Origin of the sequence: Pigmentiphaga litoralis, from assembly GCF_014651835.1 — a bacterium.
Classification (GTDB): Bacteria; Pseudomonadota; Gammaproteobacteria; order Burkholderiales; family Burkholderiaceae_B; genus Pigmentiphaga; species Pigmentiphaga litoralis.
Genome location: NZ_BMXQ01000001.1, coordinates 3946608 through 3967663, shown reverse-complemented (window position 1 = coordinate 3967663; position 21056 = coordinate 3946608). Strand labels below are relative to the sequence as shown.

General features: G+C 64.7%; 20 protein-coding genes, 1 pseudogene and 1 riboswitch. Of the genes and pseudogenes, 16 read left to right on the top strand and 5 right to left on the bottom strand.

All coding sequences use genetic code 11. From position 1 onward, the window contains the following. Positions 1-201: 201 nt before the first annotated feature. The 5 genes from IE116_RS18115 to IE116_RS18095 all read left to right on the top strand — a co-directional run bounded on the left by IE116_RS18115 (position 202) and on the right by IE116_RS18095 (position 4089). Complete coding sequence (locus IE116_RS18115) at positions 202-1086, top strand: helix-turn-helix domain-containing protein (RefSeq protein ID WP_189614291.1); 885 nt, start codon at positions 202-204, stop codon at positions 1084-1086. Between the two features lie 22 nt (positions 1087-1108). Continuing rightward, entirely contained in the window at positions 1109-1783 is a 675-nt protein-coding gene (locus IE116_RS18110; protein WP_189614290.1) for an orotate phosphoribosyltransferase, read from the top strand. A gap of 101 nt (positions 1784-1884) precedes the next feature. Next, entirely contained in the window at positions 1885-2199 is a 315-nt protein-coding gene (locus IE116_RS18105) for a hypothetical protein (protein ID WP_179582305.1), read from the top strand. Then, a complete protein-coding gene (locus tag IE116_RS18100) occupies positions 2196-3467 on the top strand; it encodes a muropeptide transporter (RefSeq protein ID WP_444544105.1) in 1272 nt (423 codons plus the stop codon). The genes IE116_RS18105 and IE116_RS18100 overlap by 4 nt, the downstream gene beginning before the upstream one ends. Before the next feature lie 4 nt (positions 3468-3471). Further along, entirely contained in the window at positions 3472-4089 is a 618-nt protein-coding gene (locus IE116_RS18095; protein WP_189614289.1) for a trimeric intracellular cation channel family protein, read from the top strand. A 132-nt stretch (positions 4090-4221) separates the two neighbouring features. Here IE116_RS18095 and IE116_RS18090 read toward each other — a convergent pair whose 3' ends face one another. Both IE116_RS18090 and IE116_RS18085 read right to left on the bottom strand, forming a co-directional pair. Continuing rightward, complete coding sequence (locus tag IE116_RS18090; RefSeq protein ID WP_189614288.1) at positions 4222-5385, bottom strand: alginate lyase family protein; 1164 nt, start codon at positions 5383-5385, stop codon at positions 4222-4224. Positions 5386-5687: 302 nt separating this feature from the next. Continuing rightward, positions 5688-6629, bottom strand: coding sequence for a LysR family transcriptional regulator (locus IE116_RS18085; RefSeq protein ID WP_189614287.1), 942 nt, complete (start codon positions 6627-6629; stop codon positions 5688-5690). 88 nt (positions 6630-6717) lie between these two features. Between IE116_RS18085 and IE116_RS18080 the strand changes: the two genes are divergently transcribed. The 8 genes from IE116_RS18080 (at position 6718) to IE116_RS18045 (ending at position 15088) form a co-directional block, all read left to right on the top strand. After that, a complete protein-coding gene (locus tag IE116_RS18080; RefSeq protein WP_189614286.1) occupies positions 6718-7905 on the top strand; it encodes an FAD-dependent monooxygenase in 1188 nt (395 codons plus the stop codon). A gap of 102 nt (positions 7906-8007) precedes the next feature. Then, complete coding sequence (locus IE116_RS18075) at positions 8008-8733, top strand: class II aldolase/adducin family protein (protein ID WP_189614285.1); 726 nt, start codon at positions 8008-8010, stop codon at positions 8731-8733. 97 nt (positions 8734-8830) lie between these two features. Beyond that, a complete protein-coding gene (locus tag IE116_RS18070; protein WP_189614284.1) occupies positions 8831-9823 on the top strand; it encodes a Bug family tripartite tricarboxylate transporter substrate binding protein in 993 nt (330 codons plus the stop codon). A gap of 87 nt (positions 9824-9910) precedes the next feature. Further along, positions 9911-11032, top strand: coding sequence for a Bug family tripartite tricarboxylate transporter substrate binding protein (locus IE116_RS18065; protein ID WP_229828287.1), 1122 nt, complete (start codon positions 9911-9913; stop codon positions 11030-11032). Continuing rightward, positions 11032-12030: a substrate-binding domain-containing protein gene (locus IE116_RS18060; RefSeq protein ID WP_189614283.1), complete on the top strand. Its 999-nt coding sequence runs from the start codon at positions 11032-11034 to the stop codon at positions 12028-12030. The genes IE116_RS18065 and IE116_RS18060 overlap by 1 nt, the downstream gene beginning before the upstream one ends. 26 nt (positions 12031-12056) lie before the next feature. Continuing rightward, positions 12057-13091, top strand: coding sequence for a gentisate 1,2-dioxygenase (gene gtdA / locus IE116_RS18055; RefSeq protein WP_229828285.1), 1035 nt, complete (start codon positions 12057-12059; stop codon positions 13089-13091). 109 nt (positions 13092-13200) lie between these two features. Further along, positions 13201-14061, top strand: coding sequence for a fumarylacetoacetate hydrolase family protein (locus IE116_RS18050; RefSeq protein ID WP_229828283.1), 861 nt, complete (start codon positions 13201-13203; stop codon positions 14059-14061). Positions 14062-14101: 40 nt separating this feature from the next. Beyond that, entirely contained in the window at positions 14102-15088 is a 987-nt protein-coding gene (locus tag IE116_RS18045) for a Bug family tripartite tricarboxylate transporter substrate binding protein (protein ID WP_189614282.1), read from the top strand. A 27-nt stretch (positions 15089-15115) separates the two neighbouring features. Here IE116_RS18045 and metW read toward each other — a convergent pair whose 3' ends face one another. The 3 genes and pseudogenes from metW to IE116_RS18030 all read right to left on the bottom strand — a co-directional run. Continuing rightward, positions 15116-15718 carry a methionine biosynthesis protein MetW gene (metW, locus tag IE116_RS18040; RefSeq protein ID WP_189614281.1) on the bottom strand — a complete coding sequence of 201 codons (603 nt, stop codon included), beginning with the start codon at positions 15716-15718 and terminating at the stop codon, positions 15116-15118. Beyond that, entirely contained in the window at positions 15715-16890 is a 1176-nt protein-coding gene (metX, locus tag IE116_RS18035) for a homoserine O-succinyltransferase MetX (RefSeq protein ID WP_373303051.1), read from the bottom strand. The genes metW and metX overlap by 4 nt, the downstream gene beginning before the upstream one ends. Positions 16891-16987: 97 nt before the next feature. Beyond that, positions 16988-17068: riboswitch (SAM riboswitch) on the bottom strand. Positions 17069-17188: 120 nt separating this feature from the next. Next, positions 17189-17992: pseudogene (locus IE116_RS18030) on the bottom strand (LysR family transcriptional regulator); the annotation flags it as partial. Here IE116_RS18030 and IE116_RS26150 point away from each other — a divergent pair. The 3 genes from IE116_RS26150 to IE116_RS18020 are packed head-to-tail and all read left to right on the top strand — an operon-like array spanning position 17903 to position 21054. Next, positions 17903-18730 (top strand): TRAP transporter small permease, encoded by an 828-nt coding sequence (locus IE116_RS26150; protein ID WP_308428258.1) that lies wholly within the window; start codon positions 17903-17905, stop codon positions 18728-18730. The pseudogene IE116_RS18030 and the gene IE116_RS26150 overlap by 90 nt on opposite strands. Continuing rightward, positions 18727-20004: a TRAP transporter large permease gene (locus tag IE116_RS18025; RefSeq protein ID WP_189614280.1), complete on the top strand. Its 1278-nt coding sequence runs from the start codon at positions 18727-18729 to the stop codon at positions 20002-20004. The genes IE116_RS26150 and IE116_RS18025 overlap by 4 nt, the downstream gene beginning before the upstream one ends. 42 nt (positions 20005-20046) lie before the next feature. Then, entirely contained in the window at positions 20047-21054 is a 1008-nt protein-coding gene (locus IE116_RS18020) for a TRAP transporter substrate-binding protein (protein WP_189614279.1), read from the top strand. The last annotated feature ends 2 nt before the right edge of the window (positions 21055-21056 follow it).

Below are 21056 nucleotides of genomic sequence, written 5' to 3'. Positions count from 1 at the left end.
TTCTTACTCCTCAAGCGTTTTTTATCTAAGCTGATAAGACGTGCCGTTGTGTGGCGAAAGGCGCACGCCCATCGCACCAAACCCAGGCAAAACCCTAAGAGACCAGCACTTGACCGGTGCGCGGCGCGGGTTCATGCCCCGATTTGGTTCGCACTGCAAATCGCAATGGCGCGACCGCTTCTCATTTTTTAGACTAGGTGTATGGATACTGCCGTCATTCCCCATCAATCGATCGACTTCCAGGCCATCGGCGAGCGCCTGCGTGCCTATCGCCTGGGAGCATCCCTGCGTGCGGAAACCGTGGCGGACCAGCTGGGCGTATCGCGCGCGGCGGTGTACCGGATGGAGAAGGGCCACATCGTCAAGATCGAGACGCTGGAACGACTGGGGGTGATCCTGAACACCTCGCTGGCATCCCTGCTGGGCGTCGGGGCCGAGTACTACACCTCGCCGGTCGCCTATATCGAACGCATGCGCCAGCTCGAAACCGACGCGACGCGGATCATGGCGCACTTCGAGCCCATATCCTTCCTGCTGACGTCGGACGACTACGCCGCGCATCTGGAACAGATGCTGCGCGAAGCCAATCCCGACCAGGACGACCCACGCATCGCCTCCGTCATGAAGCTGCTCAGCGATCGCAAGCGCGCGTTTTCGCGGCGCCGGCCGCCCATCATCAGCCTGATCGGGCTGCGCGAGATCGAACGCTTCGTGCACTTCGGCCTGGTAGGCCGGATCGATCTGCCGCCTTCGGTGCGCATGGAACGGTCGCTGGCCGCGCGGCGCGAGGTCGAACGCATCATCGCGCTGCTGCAGGAACACCCCATGGACATGCAGATCGGCATCGTCGACGGCAGCATGCCCAACGCCACCTTCCAGGTGTTCGAACGGCCGGGGGCCTCGTTCGTGGCCGTCAGCCCATTCCGGTTCGGCGAGCTGCCCAACATCACCACCGGCATCGCGCAGGTGACTGCCGCGCCACAGGCCGTCGAGCTCTATACGAAAATGGTGGAAGATCTGTGGCAACGATCCTATAAGGGACAGAAAGCCGCGGATCTTTTGGGTAGCATGCTAAAAGTTGTCTAATCTCACGCCACACGAAGAAGTCATGGAAGAAACCACTATCGGGCCCGTCGTCGCCAGGTTGTTGCTGGAGTCCGGCGCCGTCCACGTCACCGGCGGCAAGCCCTTCATTTTGCGCTCCGGCTGGGCCAGCCCGGTCTACGTGGACGTTCGCAAGCTGATTTCGTCGGTCGCGGCGCGCACCACCTTGAATGACGCGGCGCTGTCGGTCGTCAAGAACCGCATCGGCCTGTCGGAAATCGACGTCATCACCGGCGCCGAAACCGCGGGCGTGCCCTATGCCGCCTGGCTGGCCGATCGCCTGTCGCTGCCGCTGCAAATCGTGCGCAAAAAGCCGCTGGGCTTTGGCCGCAATGCGCAGATCGAAGGCGAAGTGGTGGCCGGCAACCGCGCCCTGCTGGTCGATGACCTGACCACCGATGGCCAGAGCAAGCGCAATTTCTGCCTGGCGCTGCGCGGCGCGGGCCTGCAGGTACGCCATCTGCTCAGCATCTTCTATTACGATACGTTTGCCGAAAGCCGCCGCACGATGGAAGAACTGGATATCCAGATCCACGCGCTGGCCACCTGGCAGGACATCATCGGGCTGGCCAAGGCCGACAATTTCCTGACGCCCGGCGATATCGACAAGGTCGAACTCTTCCTGTCGCATACGTCCGACTGGTCGAAGGCCCATGGCGGCATCGGCCGCCTGAACTGATACACGCCGCCGGGCTTTTGCGGCTTCACCCGCTTTGCCCGTTTCGCTCCGCTTTTCCGATTCCCCTACCCGTTGCCTCTTGGTTTATGAACTTCTCTGAATTGATCCAACGTTTCGCCGCCCAGGTCCCGGGTACCGACAGTTTCCTGAAGGTCAAGGAAGGCACGCTGGCGCTGATTTCCAGCGACTCGGAACATGCGGGTGCGTACTTCCTGATCTACGGTTTCGCGCGGTCCTACGTGATCCTGTATGAAGACCAGGGTATCGATCCGGCATTCGCCGAGACCGCGAAGCAGCAACTGCTGTCCTACATGAATCGCCTGAACGATGCGTTTGCCTCGGGCAAGGCCGACGACATGGTGGCCGCGCAGAACTGGATCGTGCTCGACTACGGGCGCAGCGGTAAGATATTTTGAACCCGCCGTCCTTGCCGGATACCCCGGCGGTGGCTGCGTCGTCGCTCTACACCAACCGACGGGTCGCCCCGCTGCTGGCCCTCGGTTTCGCCAGCGGGCTTCCGTTGGCGCTTACCACGGGCACGCTGCAGGCGTGGGCCACGGTCGACGGCGTCTCGCTGCAGGCCATTGGCTTTCTGACGCTGGTGGGCTCGGCCTACACGCTCAAGTTCCTGTGGGCGCCGCTCATGGACCGCTACACGCCGCCGCTGCTCGGCCGGCGCCGTGGCTGGATGGTCCTGACGCAGATCCTGCTTGCCTTTGCCATCATGGCAATGGGTGCGCTGTCGCCGCGTGAATCGCTGCTGCCGCTGGCATTGATCGCGGTCTTCGTCGCGTTCTGCTCGTCATCGCAAGACATTGCCTTCGACGCCTACCGGACAGACGTACTGCGCACCGAAGAACGTGGCGCGGGCGCCGCGATATCGGTGCTCGGCTACCGGCTGGCCATGCTGGTGTCGGGCGGGCTGGCCCTGGTGATTGCCGATTCCTGGCTGGGCTGGGGGCCGACCTATGTCGTCATGGGCGGACTGATGGGCCTGTCGGTACTGGCGACCCTGATCGCCCCGGAACCCGATCACCCGGCCCGCGCGCCCCGCACGCTGGGCGAAGCGGTCACCGGCCCACTCAAAGAATTCTTCAGCCGCAAAGGCGCGCTGACGGTGCTGGTGCTGATCGTGCTGTACAAGCTGGGCGATGCGTTCGCCGGCAGCCTGTCCACCACCTTCCTGATCCGCGCGGCCGGCTACAGCGCGACCGAAGTCGGCACCATCAACAAGCTGCTCGGCCTGGGCGCGACGATTATTGGCGCATTGAGCGGCGGCGCGCTGCTGGCGCGGATCGGCCTGTACCGGTCGCTGTTGCTGTTCGGCATCCTGCAGGCCATCTCCAACCTGGGCTTCTGGCTAATCGCCGTCAGCGACAAGAACATCGTCCTGATGGCATCCGCCGTCGGCGTGGAAAACCTGTGCGGCGGGCTCGGCACGGCGGCGTTCGTGGCCTTGCTGATGGGCCTGTGCGACCGGCGTTTCTCTGCCACCCAGTTCGCGCTATTGTCGGCCTTGTCGGCCGTGGGCCGCACCTACCTGGCCGGACCGCTGGCGCCGCCCCTGGTGGAAACCTATGGCTGGCCCACCTTCTTCATGCTGACGGTCGGTATCGGCCTGCCGGGACTGGCGCTGCTGTGGTGGCGCCGCGCCGACATCACCCGCCTCGACCGCACGGAGTAAGGCGATGCTTTTCGTCTCGCTGTACGTGATCGCGATCACGGCAGAAGCCATGACGGCCGCCCTGTCGGCCGGGCGCCGCAGCATGGACTGGGTCGGCGTGTGCGTGATCGCTTGCGTGACCGCACTGGGCGGCGGGTCCTTGCGCGACGTGCTGCTCGGCCACTACCCCCTGACCTGGGTCAAACACCCCGAATACCTGCTGATCACTGCCGCTGCCGCGCTGCTGACGGCCTTCATTGCGCCGGTGATGCGGCGGCTGCGCGCGCTGTTCCTGGTGCTCGATGCGCTGGGGCTGGTGGTGTTCACGGTCATTGGCTGCCAGGTGGCGCTGGACATGCAGCTGTCGCCGATTATCGTACTGGTCAGCGGCATGATCACCGGCTGCTTCGGCGGCGTGATGCGCGACGTGCTGTGCAATGAAATCCCGCTGCTGTTCCGGCATGAGCTGTACGCCAGCGTGTCGGTGCTGGTGGGACTGGTGTTTCTGGGGACGCTGCATGTCGGCATGCCGCAGCAAGTGGCCGTGCTGGCGGCCATGGTGACGGGGCTGGTGGTGCGCTTGCTCGCGATCCGGTTCGACTGGCACATGCCGAAGTTTGTGTACAAGGACGACTGGAGGTAGAGGTCCCCCCCTGGGCGCTTCGCGCCTCCCCCAGGGGGCGGCACTGGCGGAGCCAGATCCGCTGTGCCCGGATCTGGGGATTCTTGGCGCCAGCATTTTGGGGCCTGGACGCGGGTGCATTGGCGGGCTGGGTCAGCCCGGCACGAATGGGTAGGCTTTCAGGTCACGCGTGACTTCGTTGAGCAGATAGTTTTCGTGCCATTCCGGAAAGCGCCATGTCAGCGGGTGCTTGGGGTAGGTCGTCTTCATGAGCGTGCGCACGAAATCGCCGTAGGCGGGTTCGTAGGCGTCGGCACGCCTTATCGCCCAGATGTCTGTCAGGGTCCACCGCGTGTTGTATTCGTTCTTGTGGATCCCGGTGATATCGGGCCCGTAGGTCGTGTTGACGAATTCGTAATGCACCTTTTCCCCCTTGATGTAGGGGACGATAAAGGCCATGGCCTTGGCCATCGTCCCCGCGCCAGCGACGTGTTCGTATCGGTACAGATCGATGCCATGAATGTTCAGCACCTGATTGATCATCAACAGGCCTTCAAGGCTGTAGTTGTGATACGAAAGGGCATCGCGCTGGCGGAAATCGAAGGTCGCGCCGCCCGGTTCGATGTGGACAGCCAACAGGGCCTTGGTGCTTTCTTCCACCCACTTCAAATGGTCAAGGTCATCGATCACCAGCGCGGCCACCGCCACGTTGCAGATACCGTGCGCATGCCAATTGTTGAACCGCCTGGACTTTTCCACCCACTGGCGGTTACGCACCATCATCTTGCGGAACCAGGCGTCGATGACATCGCGATCGATCGCCGGCAAGGCGTGGCGGACCTGGTAATACGCTTTGGCGGGTGCCAGCAGTTTGTGCTCGGCCAGCGGATTGCCGTATGGCTCGTTAACCGCAGCCCACGCCAGCAGAATGCGCCGCAAGGCCTCGAGCTGATCGGCGCGTTGATCAAAGCTCCACGTGTAGCCGAGCGCAGCAATGCTTCCGAAGTCGGCGTCCAGCGCTTTCCTGGCGACCGCGTTTTCGTCGGATGTCGGCGTGTACTTGACGGGCTGCTCGTCGGTATCCTGGTTGGGCAGCCACCGGACTGGCGCCGGCACCCGCGTCAGCAGCGCTGCCGAGTTGCCTCGCATGACGCCCACGATGTCGTCCATCTGTTTGTCTTTGGCGGCCAGGGTACGCAACCTGTCCCAGCCAACCGGGCAAAGAAACTCGCCGATGCCGCCCGCCGCCCGCGTATAGGCCGCCGGCGCGGCGACAGGCGTTGCAGGTGGCGCGGGGGTGACGGGCGGGGTGGGCATGATGGGCGGCAGAGGAGCCGGTAACGGACCTGGTGCCGGCGTCGGTGCCGTGCCGTCCCCGTCTCCCCCGCCACATCCGGCCAACCAGGCGGGCAAGGCGGATGCCGCCACCGAAAGGAGGCGGCGCCGTGATGAGGAAAACGGGGAACGCAATAACGAAGTCATGAGCAAGACCGTCATGGGAAAGGAACCTGTCACGCTATGCGTTGGCGGCTTTCCCGACGACTGTCACAAATGACAGGATGCCCCTGAAGGCGCTTCGCGCTTCTTCCAGAGGAGGCAAGAAGCGCCAAGGGGGGTTATCACCCCACTGTCGGAAGGCCGCGTTCCGACAGAAGATCATGAAACAGCTCCTGCATCGACTCCCGCAGCCATTTGTTCACCGGGTCGTGGTGATACCGGCGGTGCCAGTGTTGCCTTAACGCAAATACCGGCGACGGGAAAGGCAGGCGGTGGATGCGGATGTTGCTGGCGTGGGTGACGGCGTGGGCCGCCTCCAGAGGCACGGTGGCGATCAGGTCGGATTGCGCGACGATGCCGAGCAGCGCAATGAAGTGCGGCACGCGCAGTTTGACGCGCGGCTGCTCGGCGCCGGACGCCAGTAACGAGCGGTCGAACACCTCCATGCTGCGCAGCGCCGTGTGGGCGGCAATGTGGGGCGCGTCGAAGTAACGCTTGGCCGTGAGCCGTTTGCCGACGTGGGGATTACCCGCCCGTGCGATGCAGACGAAACTGCTGGTGCCCAGTTGCTGCTGGAAGAAATTGTCTTTGCTCAGATCGGGAAAATAGCCCATCGCCAGGTCGACGTCGCCGTTGGCGAGCGCGGCTTCGAGCCGGTCAGGCGTCAGCGACAGCACCCGGAAGGTCATGTTCGGCGCGACGGTTTCCGCAAACCGCAAGATGCGGGGCAGGAAATACATTTCCCCAATATCCGCCATACAAAAGCGGATTTCGCGGTCGGAGGTGGCCGGATCGAAGGTTCTGGTGTCCAAAACCTCCTTTTCCAGCGTTTCCAGGATCAAACGGATCGGTACAGCGACTGCCTGCGCGCGGGGGGTCGGCCGCATTTCATTGCCGATCCGCACAAAAAGCGGGTCGTGCAACAGGGCCCGCAGCTTGTTCAACCCGTAGCTCATCGTGGGCTGGCTCAGTCCCAGGCTCTCGGCCGCTGCCGTCACGCTGCGGGTCCGCAAGACCGCTTCGAAGGTCTTGAAGAGCTGGAAATCGATGCCATCCAGATTCATTTTTTAAATACCTTCTATCGAAACTATTGGATTGAACAATTCGGGTAGCGCTCACTAAGATAGCCCAAAATATTCTAGAGAGGCTGTCATGGAGACAAGATCCGACACGACGTCCGGCGAGTTCATCGTCGCGGGCGGTGGCATTGGCGGCATTGCGACCGCGCTGGCCCTGGCCCGCCAGGGGCGCAAGGTGCGTGTGCTGGAACGTGCTGCCGAGCTGGGCGAAATCGGCTACGGCCTGCAGCTGGGACCCAACGCCTATCGCATGCTGGAACACCTGGGCGTGGCCGATCAGCTCAAGGACCGCGCGTTTTTCCCGAACAACCTGGTCATGATCGACGCGATCGACGGGCGCGAACTGACGCGGATGGCGCTGGGTTCGGACTTCCAGGCCAAGTTTGGCTACCCCTATTCCGTGATCCACCGCAGCGACCTGCACCAGATGCTGCTGGACGCCGTGCGCGACATGCCGGGCGTCAGCATCGAAACGTCCAAGGGCGTGCAGGGCTTTACGCAGAACAGCGACGGCGTGGAAGTCACCTGTGAGGACGGCAGCGTCTATCACGGCACCGCGCTGATCGGCGCCGACGGCCTGAAGTCGCGGGTGCGCGCCACGATCCTGGATGACGGCGCGCCGCGGGTGGCGGGCCAGGTGGCCTACCGCGGCGTGGTGCCGATGGAAGAGATTACCGACCTGACCCACGCCGACGACGTGGTGCTGTGGGTGGGCCCGAACCTGCACATGGTCCAGTACCGCCTGCGCGGTGGCAAGGTCATGAACAACGTGGCCGTGGTCGAAAACGACGATCTGCGCCTGGGCCGCACCGAAACGATCGGGCCGGACGAGATGGAACGCATCTTTGCGCCGTGCACCGAGAATGTGCGCAAGAACCTGGGCTACGTGCGCAAGGACCGCAACTGGGTGCTGTACGACCGCGATCCGAAAGCCGGCTGGTCGCAGGGCCGCGCCACGCTGCTGGGCGACGCCGCGCACCCCACGCTGCAGTACATGGCGCAGGGCGCATGCATGGCGCTCGAAGACGCGGCCGTGCTGGCGGACAAGATCACGACGGTGCCCAGCCTGGACCAGGCGCTGGTCGATTATGAGCATGCTCGATATCTGCGCACCGGACGCATCCAGCTGACCTCGCGCTTCTTCTGCGGCATCTGCCATGCTGGCGGCGGCGCACGCGACGTGCGCAACAGCCTGGTCGAAAACCGGCCGAAGAACAGCACCTTCGAGATCGACTGGCTGTACAGCGGCATCGTGCTGTAAGGCCTGTCCAAGGCCGTTGCCCGGATCGATCCGGGCAACGGCCTTCGCGCATCCGCGTCGCCCGCGCACCCCTTTTCAACTTCCCTTTCCAGGACCCGCCTGATGGCCATCCAGCTTCCCGATTCCGACCTTGTCGACAAACTCGTCTACGCCAACCGCATCCTGTATGACCACGGCATTGTCGATGGCCTGGGGCACGTCAGCGTGCGCCATCCCACCGAGCCTGGCGTGTTCCTGCTGTCGTGCAACCGCGCGCCGGCCATGGTGCGCCGGCAGGACATCGTCTGCTATGACTTCGATGGCAACACGGTGTCGGACTCGACCGAGCGTCCGTACCTGGAACGCTTCATTCACGCCGAGATGTATCGCGCGCGGCCGGACGTCATGTCGGTGGTGCACAGCCATTCAATGAGCGTGATCCCGTTCGCCATCACCAAGCACGCGCTCAAGCCGGTGTTCCACATGTCCAGTTTCCTGGGCGCGGGGTCGGCGCATTTCGAGATCCGCGATGCGGGTGGCGATACCGACATGCTGATCCGTGACAAGCATCTGGGCGAAGCGCTGGCCCGCTCGCTGGGCGATTGCAACTGCGTGCTGATGCGCGGCCATGGCTCGACCGTGGTGGGCGGATCGATCGAGGCGGCCGTGTTCCGCGCGATCTATACCGAAATCAACGCGCGCCTGCAGCTGGAAGCGCAGGGCCTGGGCGAGATCACCTTCCTGAACGGCGAAGAAGCGCGCCTGGCGACCGAGATGAACGAGGGCCAGCTGCCGCGTTCGTGGAACCTGTGGATCAAGCGGCTGGGCAACGTCGATCTCGACCAGTGAGACAGCGGCAGCAGATCGTTGCCGATATCAACAGAATGATGGACGGGCACAACGATGCCCGGACCCACCGCGCACATGCGAGGAGACTGATGTGGCAATGAACCTTTCGATCCGGAAGCCCTGGATCACGACCGCCCTGGCGGCGGTCGCGGCAGCCGGCGCACTGGCAGGCGCCGCGGCGCAGGCCGCCGACGCCTATCCCAACAAGACCGTGCGGCTGGTGGTGCCCTATGGCACCGGCGGCGGGTCAGACATTCTGGCGCGCCAGATCGGCGCGGGCCTGGCGCCCATCTGGGGCCAGGGCGTGGCCGTCGAAAACAAGGCGGGCGCGTCGGGCAACATCGGCAGCCAGGACGTGGTGCGCGCCCCCGGCGACGGCTACACCCTGTTGCTGCAGAACTCGACCATGGTCAGCAACCTGGGCCTGACGGGCAAGCTGCCCTATGACGCCGAAAAAGACCTGACCCCGATCATGATCCTGGGCGTGACGCCGATCGCACTGGCGGCGCATCCGTCGGTCAAGATCAGCAACGTCAAGGAACTGGTCGCGATCGCCAAGGCCAAGCCCGATTCGCTCAGCTACGGGTCGTGCGGCATCGGCACGCCGCAGCATTTCGTGATGGAACTGGTCAAGCAGAAGGCTGGCATTACCGCGACGCATGCGGGCTACAAGGGCTGCGCGCCGGCACTGCAGGACGTGCTGGGCGGCCAGGTGCCGCTGGCGATTGTCAGCGCCAACCTGGTGGCGCCCTATGCCAAAAGCGGCCGCCTGAAGGCCGTGGGGGTCTCCACGGCGCAGCGGTATGAACTCATGCCCGATACGCCGACCTTTGAAGAGCAGGGCTTGAAGCCTTTCGACTTTTCGATCTGGTACGCATTGATGGGGCCGGCCAAATTGCCGGCCGACGTGGTGGCCAGGATCACGGCCGACGTGACCAAGGTGCTGGCCGATCCGAAGGTGAAAGAGAATCTGTCGAACGCCGGCGTGGAAGTCACGAAGGGATCGGCGCAGGAACTGGCCAAGCTGATCAAGGAAGACACCGCGCGCTACATGCAGCTGGCCAAGAGCGCCAACATCCAGGCGGAATGATCCCGGCACGACGCAGCAACAACGCGCAATGACGCGGGCGACAGACCCGCGCGGCGCACCCCCTCAACGGTGGACGGAGGAGACAGAATGACCGATGGACGCATGAACCCGGGCAACACAACCCAAAGCACGATGACGCACCCCGCCGCATCCTCTTCCACGCACGCTGCCTCGACGCGTCCGCAAGGCGACACGTCGGCGCGCGTGCGTCTGGCCCTGATCGTGGCCGCCGCCGCGGCAGGCGCGGCGGTACTGGCCGTCGCCGCCACCTACGCGCCGGCCGCGCGCGCCGCGGACAGCAAGGCGGCAAACAGCTACCCCGATCATCCGATCCGGCTCGTCGTGCCCTTCCCGCCCGGGGGCGGCAACGACACGCTGGGCCGCCTGGTGGCGCAGCGCCTGTCGACCACGCTGGGCCAGACGGTGGTCGTGGAAAACCGCGCGGGCGCCCTGGGTAACCTGGGCACCGAACAGGTCGCGCGCGCCAAGCCGGATGGCTACACGCTGACCCTCGGCTTCGTGGCCAACTTTGCAATGACGCCCAGCCTGAGCAAGACCGGCTATGACCAGAACAAGGACTTTGCACCCATCAGCATGGTGGCGCAGGGCTACCAGATCCTGGTCGTGAATCCGCAGCTGCCGGTCAAGAATGTGGCGGAACTGATCGCCCTGGCCAAGGCCAAACCGGGTGAATTGAACTACGCGTCGGGCGGCAACGGTTCGCCCCTGCACCTGGTGGCTGAACTCTTCAAGATGCAGACGGGCACCGATATCCAGCACGTGCCCTACAAGGGCAGCGCGCCGGCCGCCGCCGCGGTCATCAGCGGTGAAACCCAAATGGTGTTTGGCGGCGTGGTATCCACCCTGCCCTTCGTGCCGACGGGCCGCCTGCGCGCGCTGGCCGTCACGTCGCCGTCCCGCATCGCCGCGGCGCCGGATGTGCCGACACTGAACGAATTGGGCTATCCCGGTATCGAAGCCAGTTCCTGGTATGGCCTGTTCGCGCCCGCCGGCACGCCGCCCGCGATCGTTGCGAAGCTCAACCAGGAGATGGTCAAGCTGGCGAAGGATCCGGACTATCGCGAGCAACTGAACAAGCAGGGGCAGGAAGCCATGTCCAGCACCCCCGAAGAACTCGCGCGCTACGTCCGGTCCGAATCCGAGAAGTGGGGCCGCGTCATCAAGACCGCAAACATCAAGGCCGATTAATGAATCCCCTTCCGCTCACCCTGGCGCTTGGCCCGTACGACCACACCCGCGACGTGACCGACGGCGCGATTCCCGTCGAGGGCGTTGCGCTGCGCACGCTGAACCTGCCAATCGAAGAAATCTTCTACCGCTTTACGTTGCATCGCGAGTGGGACATTTCCGAGATGTCGATGGGCAAGTACATTGCGCTGCGCTCGCAGGACGACCCGGGCATCCAGGCCCTGCCGATCTTCATTTCGCGCGCGTTTCGCCATTCCATGTTCTACGTGAAGGAAGGCAGCGCGATCCAGCGGCCGGAAGACCTGGCGGGCAAGCGGATCGGCGTGCCGGAATGGGCGCAAACCGCGGGGGTCTATGGCCGCGGTTTCCTGAGCGATTACTTGGGTATCGACCTGAAAGGCATCACCTGGGTGCAGTCGGGCGTCAACCAGGCGGGCCGGTCGGAAAAGGTCAAACTGCACCTGCCGGACGGCATGCAGTACCACCCCGTCAAAGACAAGTCCTTGAACGAGATGCTGCTGTCGGGCGAGCTGGACGCGATCATGTCGGCCCGTCCACCCATCGCCCTGGGCAAGGGCGTGGTGCGCCTGATGCCCGATTACCAGGTGGCCGAAGAACAGTATTTCCGCGACACCAAGATATTCCCGATCATGCATGGCCTGGTGGTGCGCGGCCCCGTGCTGCAGGAATACCCGTGGGTCGGCATGAACCTGGTCAAGGCCTTCACGCAGGCCAAGCAGCAGTCGATGGAACGGCTGTCGGATGTGACCGCATCGCACGCGCCGTTTGCGTGGATGGCCGAGTACGCCAACCGCATGAAATCCATTTTTGGCGAAGACTTTTTCCCGTACGGCATCGGGCCGGATGCGGGCGGACAGATCAACGTCGCCACCCTCGACGCCTTCTGCAAGTTCGGTCACGAGCAGGGTATCTGCGCGCGCCGGCTGTCGGTCGAGGAATTGTTCCCGAAAAACGTGCTCAGCTCGTTCAAGGTATAGCGCGCGAGCCGAACCGGAGAGATCCCATGAATGACATGAACGTGTACTACAAGGCGCTGGACCAGCAGCACCTGGCGCCCCTGTGGGTCGTGCTCAAGGGCCTGGTGCCGTCCGAGCCCAAGTCCAAGGCCGTGCCCTTCCAATGGCATTTCGATGAGGTGCGCCGCCCCCTGCTGGAGGCGGGTGAACTCATTACCGCCGAAGAAGCCGAGCGGCGCGTGCTGGTGCTCGAGAACCCCGGCTGGGCCGGCAAGTCGCAGATCACCGACACGCTGTATGCGGGCCTGCAGCTGATCCTGCCGGGCGAGGTGGCCCCCGCGCACCGTCACACCCAATCGGCGCTGCGCTTCGTGCTGGAAGGTGCGGGCGGCTACACCGCGGTCGATGGCGAACGCACCACCATGCATCCGGGTGACTTCATCATCACCCCGTCGTGGACCTTCCACGATCACGGCCATGACGGCACCGACCCGGTCATCTGGATGGACGGCCTGGACGTGCCGCTGGTGTCCTTCCTGAAAGCAGGCTTTCGCGAAGAAAACGAGTCGGCTTCGCAGACCATCGCGCGGCCGGAAGGCGATGCCCTGGCGCGCTACGGCAGCGGCCTCTTGCCGATTCGCAACAGCCGCAAGACGCACACGTCGCCCGTCTTCAACTATCCCTATGACCGCACCCGCGAAGCGCTGGGCCAGATGGTCCGCTTCGAAGACATCGACCCGCATCGCGGCCTGTGCCTGCGCTATGTGAATCCGACCAGCGGCGACTGGGCGATTCCGACCCTGGGCACCACCATGCAGCTGATCCCGGCGAACTGGCAGGGCAAGACCTACCAATCGACCGACAGCGGCGTGCTGGTGGTGATCGAAGGCGAAATCGTCATTGAGATGACGGGCGCCGACGGCGCCGCCGCCGAGCGCTTCACGCTCAAGCCGCGCGATGTGTTCGCGCTGCCGGGCTGGGCGTCGCACCGCATTGTTGGCGGCGCGTCGGACTCGGTCGTGTTCGCCTTCAACGATCGCCCGGTGCAGGAAAAACTCGGGCTGTGGCGCGAGAAGCTGTAAGCGCTTTTTTGCACGCACCCCGCATGACGCACGTTGCCCTACCCGTACGTCCCCCCACCGGCCGCGTCGTTACCGCGCGGCCGGCTTACCTTGTTCCCAGGAGAATCCCTTGACCATCATCGCCCGCTTCAACGACAACCGCCTTGGCGTGGTGCAAGGTGACGTCATCAAAGACGTGACATCGGTCCTTGACCGCCTGCCCGCCCATCACTATCCCCTGCCGACCCACGACATCTTCATCGCCGCGCTGCCAGAACTGCTGGGCGCGATCGAAGGCGAAGCCAACAAGGCCGAAGGCATCCCGCTGTCCAGCGTGACATTCCTGAGCCCGGTCGCCAACCCCGGCAAGCTGGTCGCCGCGCCCGTCAACTACCTGAAGCACCTGGAAGAAGCGCAGACCGACCCGGCGCTGCATCACCAGAACCAGATCGCCACCATCCACCGCGCCGGCCTGTTCCTGAAGGCCACCAGTTCCCTGGTGGGGTCGTCGCATGGCATTGAAGTGGCCCTGCCCGACCGCCGCACCGACCATGAAATCGAGCTGTGCGCCATCATCGGCAAGCGCGCCAAGAACGTGAGCAAGGAAGAGGCGCTGGAATACGTGGCTGCCTACAGCCTGGGCCTGGACATCACCATCCGTGGCCCGGAAGAGCGCAGCCTGCGCAAGTCGCTGGACACCTATTCGGTGCTGGGCCCCTGGCTGGTTACGGCCGACGAGATCCCCGATCCGGACAATCTGGACTTCTCGCTCGAGATCAATGGCGAAGTGCGCCAGCGCGCCAACACCCGCGACCTGATCCTTGGCGTAGCCGAATTGATCGAGCTGGCCTCGCGCTTCTACACCCTGGAACCGGGCGACATTATCTACACCGGAACGCCGGAAGGGGTTGCCCCTATCTTGCCGGGCGACACGCTCCACGCCAGTATCGAAAAAGTCGGTGAATTCACGGTCGAGGTGCGCGCCGCCTGATCGACACCCCCACCCCTACAACCAGAACAGAAGGGATGACATGGATCGGAGACAGTTTGTACAGAACGGCATTGCCCTTGCCCTGGCGTCCACGGTGGCGCCTGCGTTTGCGCAGACCGCCAGTGGCGCCAAGTGGCCGACCAAGCCCGTGCGCCTGATCGTGCCGTTTCCCGGCGGGTCGGCGCCCGACGTGATCGTGCGGCACGTGGCCCAGGTCTTGGGCGAAAAGTGGAAGCAGACGGCCATTGTCGATAACCGCCCCGGCGGCAGCGGCGTGATCGGCCTGAACAACCTGCTGACGTCACCGGTCGATGACCACACCTTCGCGTTCACGCAGGGGTCGGCCATTTCCATCGTGCCACGCACGATCAAGAACATCCCCTTCAACATCGAACGCGACTTCGTGCCGGTGTCGTTCAGCATGCTGGCCCCGCTGGTGCTGGCCGTGCCGGTCGACTCGCCCTACAAGTCGGTGCAGCAATTCATCGACGCCGCCAAGGCCCGCCCGGGCGCCCTGCCCGTGGCCGACGTGGGCGTGTATTCCTATCCCCACCTGGCAGGCGAATTCTTTGGCCTGAACGCGAACGTCAAGTTCCTGCACATCCACTTCACGGGCGGCCCGCCGGCCATCCAGGCAACGATCGGCGGCCACACTGAAGCGGTCATCGAAGGCATGGGCCCGATCCTGCCGTTCGTGCAGAGCGGTCGCCTGCGGGTGCTGGGTTCGTTCGGCAGCGAACCCTACCCCGGTCTTGAGAAGGTCGAGCTGATCAGCAAGAGCGCTCCCAAGACCGTGATCGACGGGTGGTTCGCCACCATCGCGCGCAAGGGCACGTCGGCGTCCGTGATCGAACGCCTGAACGCCGACATCAACCAGGCCATGGACGCGCCGGAAGTGCAGCGCGCGCTCAAGGAGCAGGTGCTGTTCGCGCGCAAGGGCCCGCCGTCCGATCTGAAAAAATGGATCGACGACGAGAACGCCAAGTGGGGCGTGGTGATGGACCGGCTGGGGATCAAGCCGGAATAACAGGGGGCGGCGCAGAGACGGCGGGAATCAACCCGCCGTGAAGCGGTACACCGCCAGGGTGCTGCGCAGTCCGGGCGCGACCGTCACTTCGCGATCGTTCGCGAACGTGGCGCGTTCCAGGATGCGCAGGCCCAGCTTGCGGGCCAGGTCTTCAAAGTCGGCCAGCGTGCACAGATGGATGTTCGGCGTGTTGTACCACTCGTAGGGCATCTGCTTGCTGACCGGCATGCGGCCCCGCAGGATCGACCAGCCGTGCGTCCAATGGCCGAAATTCGGGAAGGACACGATGCCTTCCCGGCCTACCCGCATCATCTCCTGCAGGATGCGTTCGGTGTTGTGCACCGCCTGCAAGGTTTGCGACAGCACGACGCTGTCGAAGTGGCCGTCCTGGAACAGGGCCAGCCCGTCTTCCAGGTTCTGCTGGATCACGTTCACGCCGCGGCGCACGCAGGCGATCACACTGGCATCGTTGATTTCGACACCTACCGTGCGGGCATGCTGCTTGTCGCGCAGGTGCGCAAGCAAGGTGCCATCGCCGCAGCCCAGGTCCAGCACGCGCGATCCGTCGGCAATCCAGCTGGCAATGCGGGCCAGGTCGGGACGGATGCCGTTGCGGTAGCCGTTGCTCATGACCGATCCCCCAAGCCCAGTTGCATCGCGATCTTGTCGTAATACCCGCTGACCACCGCGTGATAGCGGCTGTCGTCCAGCAGGAACGCGTCGTGGCCATGCGGCGCGTCGATCTCGGCATACGTGACCGGCAGACCGTTGCTCAGCAGCGCCTGCACGATCTCGCGGGAACACGACGGCGGAAAGCGCCAGTCGGTCGCGAACGACGTCAGCAGGAATTCCGCCTTGACCGGCGCCAGCGCCTTGGCCAGGTCGCCCCCCGCATTCTTGGCAGGGTCGAAATAGTCCAGGGCGCGCGTGATCAGCAGATAGGTGTTGGCGTCGAAGTACTTCGAGAACTTTTCGCCCTGGTAGCGCAGATAGGACTCGACTTCGAATTCGACGTCATAGCCGTAATGGAAGGCGCCGTCGGCTGCCGGCGCCCGCTGGGCACGGCCGAATTTTTCGGCCATGTCGTCGCCCGACAGATAGGTGATGTGGCCGATCATGCGCGCCACCGACAGGCCATGGCGCGGCACGGTGTTGTGCGCATAGAAGTCGCCGCCATGAAAGTCCGGGTCGGTAATGATCGCGCGCCGCGCCACTTCGTTGAACGCAATGTTCTGCGCCGACAGCCGCGGCGTGCTGGCCACCACCACGCAATGCGCCAGCCGGTCCGGATAGGTCACGGCCCAGCCCAGCGCCTGCATGCCGCCCAGCGACCCGCCCATGACGGCGGCAAAGCGCTCGATGCCGTACAGGTCAGCCACGCGCGCCTGGGCGTGCACCCAGTCTTCGACCGTGACGACCGGAAACGCCGCGCCATACGGCTTGCCCGTGGCCGGATCGATGCTGCCCGGACCGGTCGAACCGAAACACGAGCCCAGGTTGTTGATTCCGATCACAAAAAAGCGGCGCGTATCCAGCGGCTTGCCCGGCCCGACCATGTTGTCCCACCAACCCACGTCCGACGGATCGTTCGCGGCGATGCCCGCCACATGGTGCGACGCGTTCAGCGCATGGCACACCAGCACCGCATTGCTGCGGTCGGCATTCAGGGTGCCGTAGGTCTCGACCATGAGCGAGTACGGGCCGAATGACGACCCGCTGGACAGCGCCAGGGGTTCGGTAAATTCGATCGTCCGGGCTTCGACCACGCCAACGGACCCCGGGTCACGCACGCAGGGCGGCAAGGCAGGAGAGGCGGGGGTCTGGGGCGAAGCGATCGGCGGTGTGCCGGCCGGCGCCTGGTGCGGGGAAAGCGCCGCGGATGGGCGCACATCGGGTGAAGACGAAGACACGAAGAGCTCTTTAGCAGGATTTTTATGAGGCGCCCGCAAGCGGGTCAGGCAAATCGGCGCCGGAACCCTGGAATTGTAGCATCGGGGGGTGCGCGGCCCTGTCGAACAGGGTCACCCCCGCCGGGCGCGCCGCCTCGACATGCTGGCGCAGCGCCAGCTGGAAGGGCGAGAACGCCTTGTCCTTGCGAAACACCAGGTAGAGCGGAATCGCCATCTCCAGTCCCGGGGTGCGCACCGCGCGCAGCTCGCCATGCCGCAGGTCCTGTTCCACCGACGAGCGCAAAAAGAAGCACACGCCCACGTCGCGCCGCACGGCTTCCTTCTGCGCTTCGGGGTGGCCCAGTTCCAGCAGGATGCGTCGCGACGGCACGCCGTTGGCCCGCAACTGCCCTTCTTCCAGCTGCTGCATGACCGTGCTGTTGGACGTGCTGACAAAAGGCAGATCGGGCACCGCTTCACGCTCGACCTGGTCGCCCACCCAGCGGCTGGTGGGCGCGCTGACCAGCCACAAGGGCTCGATCCACAGGGGCTGGGCGGTCAGCCCGTCCAGGTTCTGCGTGGGCGCAATGATGGTGACGGCAAAGTCGCAGGCGCCGGTGCGGGTGGCTTCCAGCGCCACCTGCGGATTGGAAATCGCCAGCTGCACCAGACCGTCCGGATGCGTCGCCTGGAAGTCGCAGACGATGCCCGGCACCTGGTAGGACCCGGCGCTCATGGACGCCGCCACTACCACCTTGCCCGGACCGATGTCGGTCGCGCCGCCCAGTTCGCGTTCGAGTTCACGCGTGCGCGTGACGGTTTCATGCGCCCACTTCAGCACGCGTTGCCCGGTGGGCGTCAGCGCGATGCCCCGGCCTTCGCGGCGGATCAGCCGCGCGCCCAGCTTGGTTTCCAGGCTGCGGATATGCGCAGTCACGACCGGCTGCGAAATGCACAGGAAGTCGGCGGCGCGCGTCACGCTCTGGAGTTCGGCGACGACGCAGAACACCTCCATCTTCTGCAGGGTGAGATGGGCATCGAATCCACGCACGGGCGTCTCCTGGAGGTGCGTTGCCAGGACAGGCGAACGCTGCCATGGCCGTCTCATAGCCGAGCGCCTATGGCTCGTGTCGCCATTTTGAATTGGACGTATGCATCGTGCCTACCTAGGATCGGCCCCATCTATGGAGACACCATGGCACTCGATAACACCAGCAAATGGGTAGAGGGCATCCACCGGGCGGCGACCGTACTCGAGGTCACGCTTGCCGCCGCCTTGATCGCGGCGGTGATCATGAACGTGATCAATATCGTGGCGCGGTATGTATTCGGGCAGTCGCTGACCGGCGTCGATGAATGGCAGGTCTACCTGATGGTGGCCATGGCCTTTGCCGGGTCCGTGGTGGCGGCGGTGCGGGGGCAGCATCTGCGCATGGACGTGCTGACGCGCTACTTTCCGCGCGCGGCCAGGCGCGTCGTCGGCGCGATCGAGGCCGTCAGCGCGGTGCTGCTGTGCGGCTTTGTGTGCGCGATTTCGACGCACTACGCGAGCCGCATGCATGCCATCGGCAGCGTGAGCGAAAACGGGCATATTCCGATGTGGCTGCCGCATTCGATCGTTGCGCTGGCCTTTGCGGGCATGACCCTGTTGGGCCTGGCCGACCTGGTGCTGCGGCTGATGGGCTCGCGCCTGGCCAGCCCGCCGCCGGCGGTGGAAGTGGTTGCGCAGGTGTCGCCGGAGGCCGCGTCATGAGCTTCGCCCTTGGCGTGCTGCCCATCGCCCTGCTGCTGCTTGGCTTTCCGATTTTCCTGGTGCTGCTGGCGGCCGTCAGTTGCGCGCTGGTGTTCTTCATGGACGTGCCCTACACGGCGCTGCACCAGAACCTGTTCGGCGCCATCGACGCCTATGCCTTGCTAGCAATTCCCTTCTTCATTTTTGCGGGCGAATTGATGGGCCGCGGGTCGGTAGCAGACCGGCTGGTGGGCTTTGTCAATGCGGGTGTGGGGTCGGTGCGCGGCAGCCTGGCGGTGACGACCGTCGGGTCGTCGGCGCTGTTCGGTGCGATCTCGGGTGTCAGTGCGGCCACGGTGGCCACCATCGGCCGGGTGATGCTGCCGGCCTTGCGGCGCAGCGGCTATCCCGAAAAATTTTCGGCCGGCCTGCTGACCGCCGTGGGTGCGATCGACATCATCATCCCGCCCAGCATTCCCATGATCGTCTATGGCGCGGCCGCGCAGCAATCGGTGCCGCGGCTGTATGCGGCAGGGGTGCTGCCCGGCCTGCTGCTGGCGGGCATGCTGTGCATCTACGTCATGGCGTATGCGCGCAAGCACAAGATCGGCGGTGGGGACCGCTTTTCATGGAAGGCCTTTGGCGCGGCGGCCGCGCGGGGCACGGGCGCGCTGGGCGCACCGGTCATCATTCTGGGCGGCATCTACGGCGGCGTGTTTTCGCCCACCGAAGCGGCGGCCGTGGCCTGCCTGTATGCCATCGTGGTGGCCCGCTACTTCTATCGCGAACTGTCGTGGCGCGACATCCTGGCCAGCGCGGGCACCACCGCCGTGTTCACCGGGCAGATCCTGATCATCGTGGCCTGCGCCAATGTGTTCGGCTGGCTGCTGACGATTCACCAGGTGCCCGCCGGCCTGGTGCAATGGCTGACCGACATGCAGCTGCCAGGATGGACGCTGCTTCTTGCCATCAATGTGCTGCTGCTGGCGGTGGGCTGCTTCATCGATCCGCTGTCGGCGATCCTGCTGCTGTCGCCGCTGCTGGTGCCCCTGGTCACGGCGATCGGCGTGGACCCGATCCACTTCGGGATCATCGTGACCGTCAACCTGTCGATTGGCCTGTTCCATCCGCCCTTCGGCATCAACATCTTCGTCGCCCAAAGCGTGCTGAAGCTGCCGCTGGAAACGATCTACCGGGGCATCGTGCCCTTTGTCTTCATCTACCTGATCGCCCTTGGCCTGATTACCTACATTCCTGCCATTTCGCTGCTGGGCGTGCGCCTGCTGGTGAATTGACGGACCACGACGCCCATAAAAAAACCGCCTGGAGACACTGCCATGAACCGTCGTCAACATCTGCTCCACCTTGCCGGCCTGGCCGGATCGGTCACCGCCCTGGGCCTGCCTGCACGGGCCTGGGCGCAGTCCATGACCATGAAGCTGACCGCCACCACGTCCGAAGACCTGGGCATCGACTGGCTGACCGCCTACAAGGCCAATATCGAGGCCGCCACCCAGGGCAAGGTCAAGGGCCAGGTCTACCCGGCCAGCCAGCTGGGCACCGCGCAGCGCACGATTGAAGGCGTGAGCATGGGCACGATCGAAATGGCCATGAATGCGTCGGGCATGTATGAAGGCCTGGACCCGCGCTTTGGCGCGCTGGCGGTGCCGGGCGTCTTCGACAACATCGACCACGGCCTGAAGCTGCTGGCCGATCCGGAAACCCGCAAGCGCCTGGCATCGATCGCAACCGGCAAGGGGGTGGAGGTACTGACCACGCTGATCCATTCCCAGTGCAGCATCGTGTCGCGCAAGCCGGTGCGCAAGCTGTCGGACCTGAAGGGGCAGAAGATCCGGGTGCCGGGCTCGTCCATCCTGATTGCGCAGCTCAAGCAGCTGGGCGCCAATCCGGTGTCGATGTCCTTGGGCGAAGTGCTGCCGGCCTTCCAGAACGGCACGCTGGACGGCGTGTATTCCGGCACGCCGATTCCGTCTGCGCTCAAGTACTTCGATGTGGCCAAGGCGCAGACGCTGCTGCCGTCTACCTACATTGCCATCGTGGGCCTGGCGAGTCCGACCTTCTTCAAGACCACGGGCGCGCTGGAACCGGCCTTGCGGCAGGCCGCGCGCAAGACCGACGCCGAGGTCGCGCCGCGGGTGCATGCCCGCGTGCAGGAAGCGCGTGTCATCTGGGAAAAAGGCGGCGGCGAAATGATCGAGCTGTCGGCCGCCGACGCCAAGGCCTACCTGGACGCCGTGATCCCGGCAGCGCAAAAGGAACTGACCCCGGCCGCGCGGCAGGACTACGAGGCGCTGCGAGCCATCGGCGCCAAATACCGGAGCTGACC

Excerpts from the sequence above, each read along its gene's own strand:
- IE116_RS18115 (WP_189614291.1), top strand. The coding sequence starts at position 202 with ATGGATACTGCCGTCATTCCCCATCAATCGATCGACTTCCAGGCCATC.
- IE116_RS18110 (WP_189614290.1), top strand. The coding sequence starts at position 1,109 with ATGGAAGAAACCACTATCGGGCCCGTCGTCGCCAGGTTGTTGCTGGAG.
- IE116_RS18095 (WP_189614289.1), top strand. The coding sequence starts at position 3,472 with ATGCTTTTCGTCTCGCTGTACGTGATCGCGATCACGGCAGAAGCCATG.
- IE116_RS18090 (WP_189614288.1), bottom strand. The coding sequence starts at position 5,385 with ATGCCCACCCCGCCCGTCACCCCCGCGCCACCTGCAACGCCTGTCGCC.
- IE116_RS18085 (WP_189614287.1), bottom strand. The coding sequence starts at position 6,629 with ATGAATCTGGATGGCATCGATTTCCAGCTCTTCAAGACCTTCGAAGCG.
- IE116_RS18080 (WP_189614286.1), top strand. The coding sequence starts at position 6,718 with ATGGAGACAAGATCCGACACGACGTCCGGCGAGTTCATCGTCGCGGGC.
- IE116_RS18075 (WP_189614285.1), top strand. The coding sequence starts at position 8,008 with ATGGCCATCCAGCTTCCCGATTCCGACCTTGTCGACAAACTCGTCTAC.
- IE116_RS18070 (WP_189614284.1), top strand. The coding sequence starts at position 8,831 with ATGAACCTTTCGATCCGGAAGCCCTGGATCACGACCGCCCTGGCGGCG.
- IE116_RS18065 (WP_229828287.1), top strand. The coding sequence starts at position 9,911 with ATGACCGATGGACGCATGAACCCGGGCAACACAACCCAAAGCACGATG.
- IE116_RS18060 (WP_189614283.1), top strand. The coding sequence starts at position 11,032 with ATGAATCCCCTTCCGCTCACCCTGGCGCTTGGCCCGTACGACCACACC.
- gtdA (WP_229828285.1), top strand. The coding sequence starts at position 12,057 with ATGAATGACATGAACGTGTACTACAAGGCGCTGGACCAGCAGCACCTG.
- IE116_RS18045 (WP_189614282.1), top strand. The coding sequence starts at position 14,102 with ATGGATCGGAGACAGTTTGTACAGAACGGCATTGCCCTTGCCCTGGCG.
- metW (WP_189614281.1), bottom strand. The coding sequence starts at position 15,718 with ATGAGCAACGGCTACCGCAACGGCATCCGTCCCGACCTGGCCCGCATT.
- IE116_RS26150 (WP_308428258.1), top strand. The coding sequence starts at position 17,903 with ATGCGCAGTCACGACCGGCTGCGAAATGCACAGGAAGTCGGCGGCGCG.
- IE116_RS18025 (WP_189614280.1), top strand. The coding sequence starts at position 18,727 with ATGAGCTTCGCCCTTGGCGTGCTGCCCATCGCCCTGCTGCTGCTTGGC.
- IE116_RS18020 (WP_189614279.1), top strand. The coding sequence starts at position 20,047 with ATGAACCGTCGTCAACATCTGCTCCACCTTGCCGGCCTGGCCGGATCG.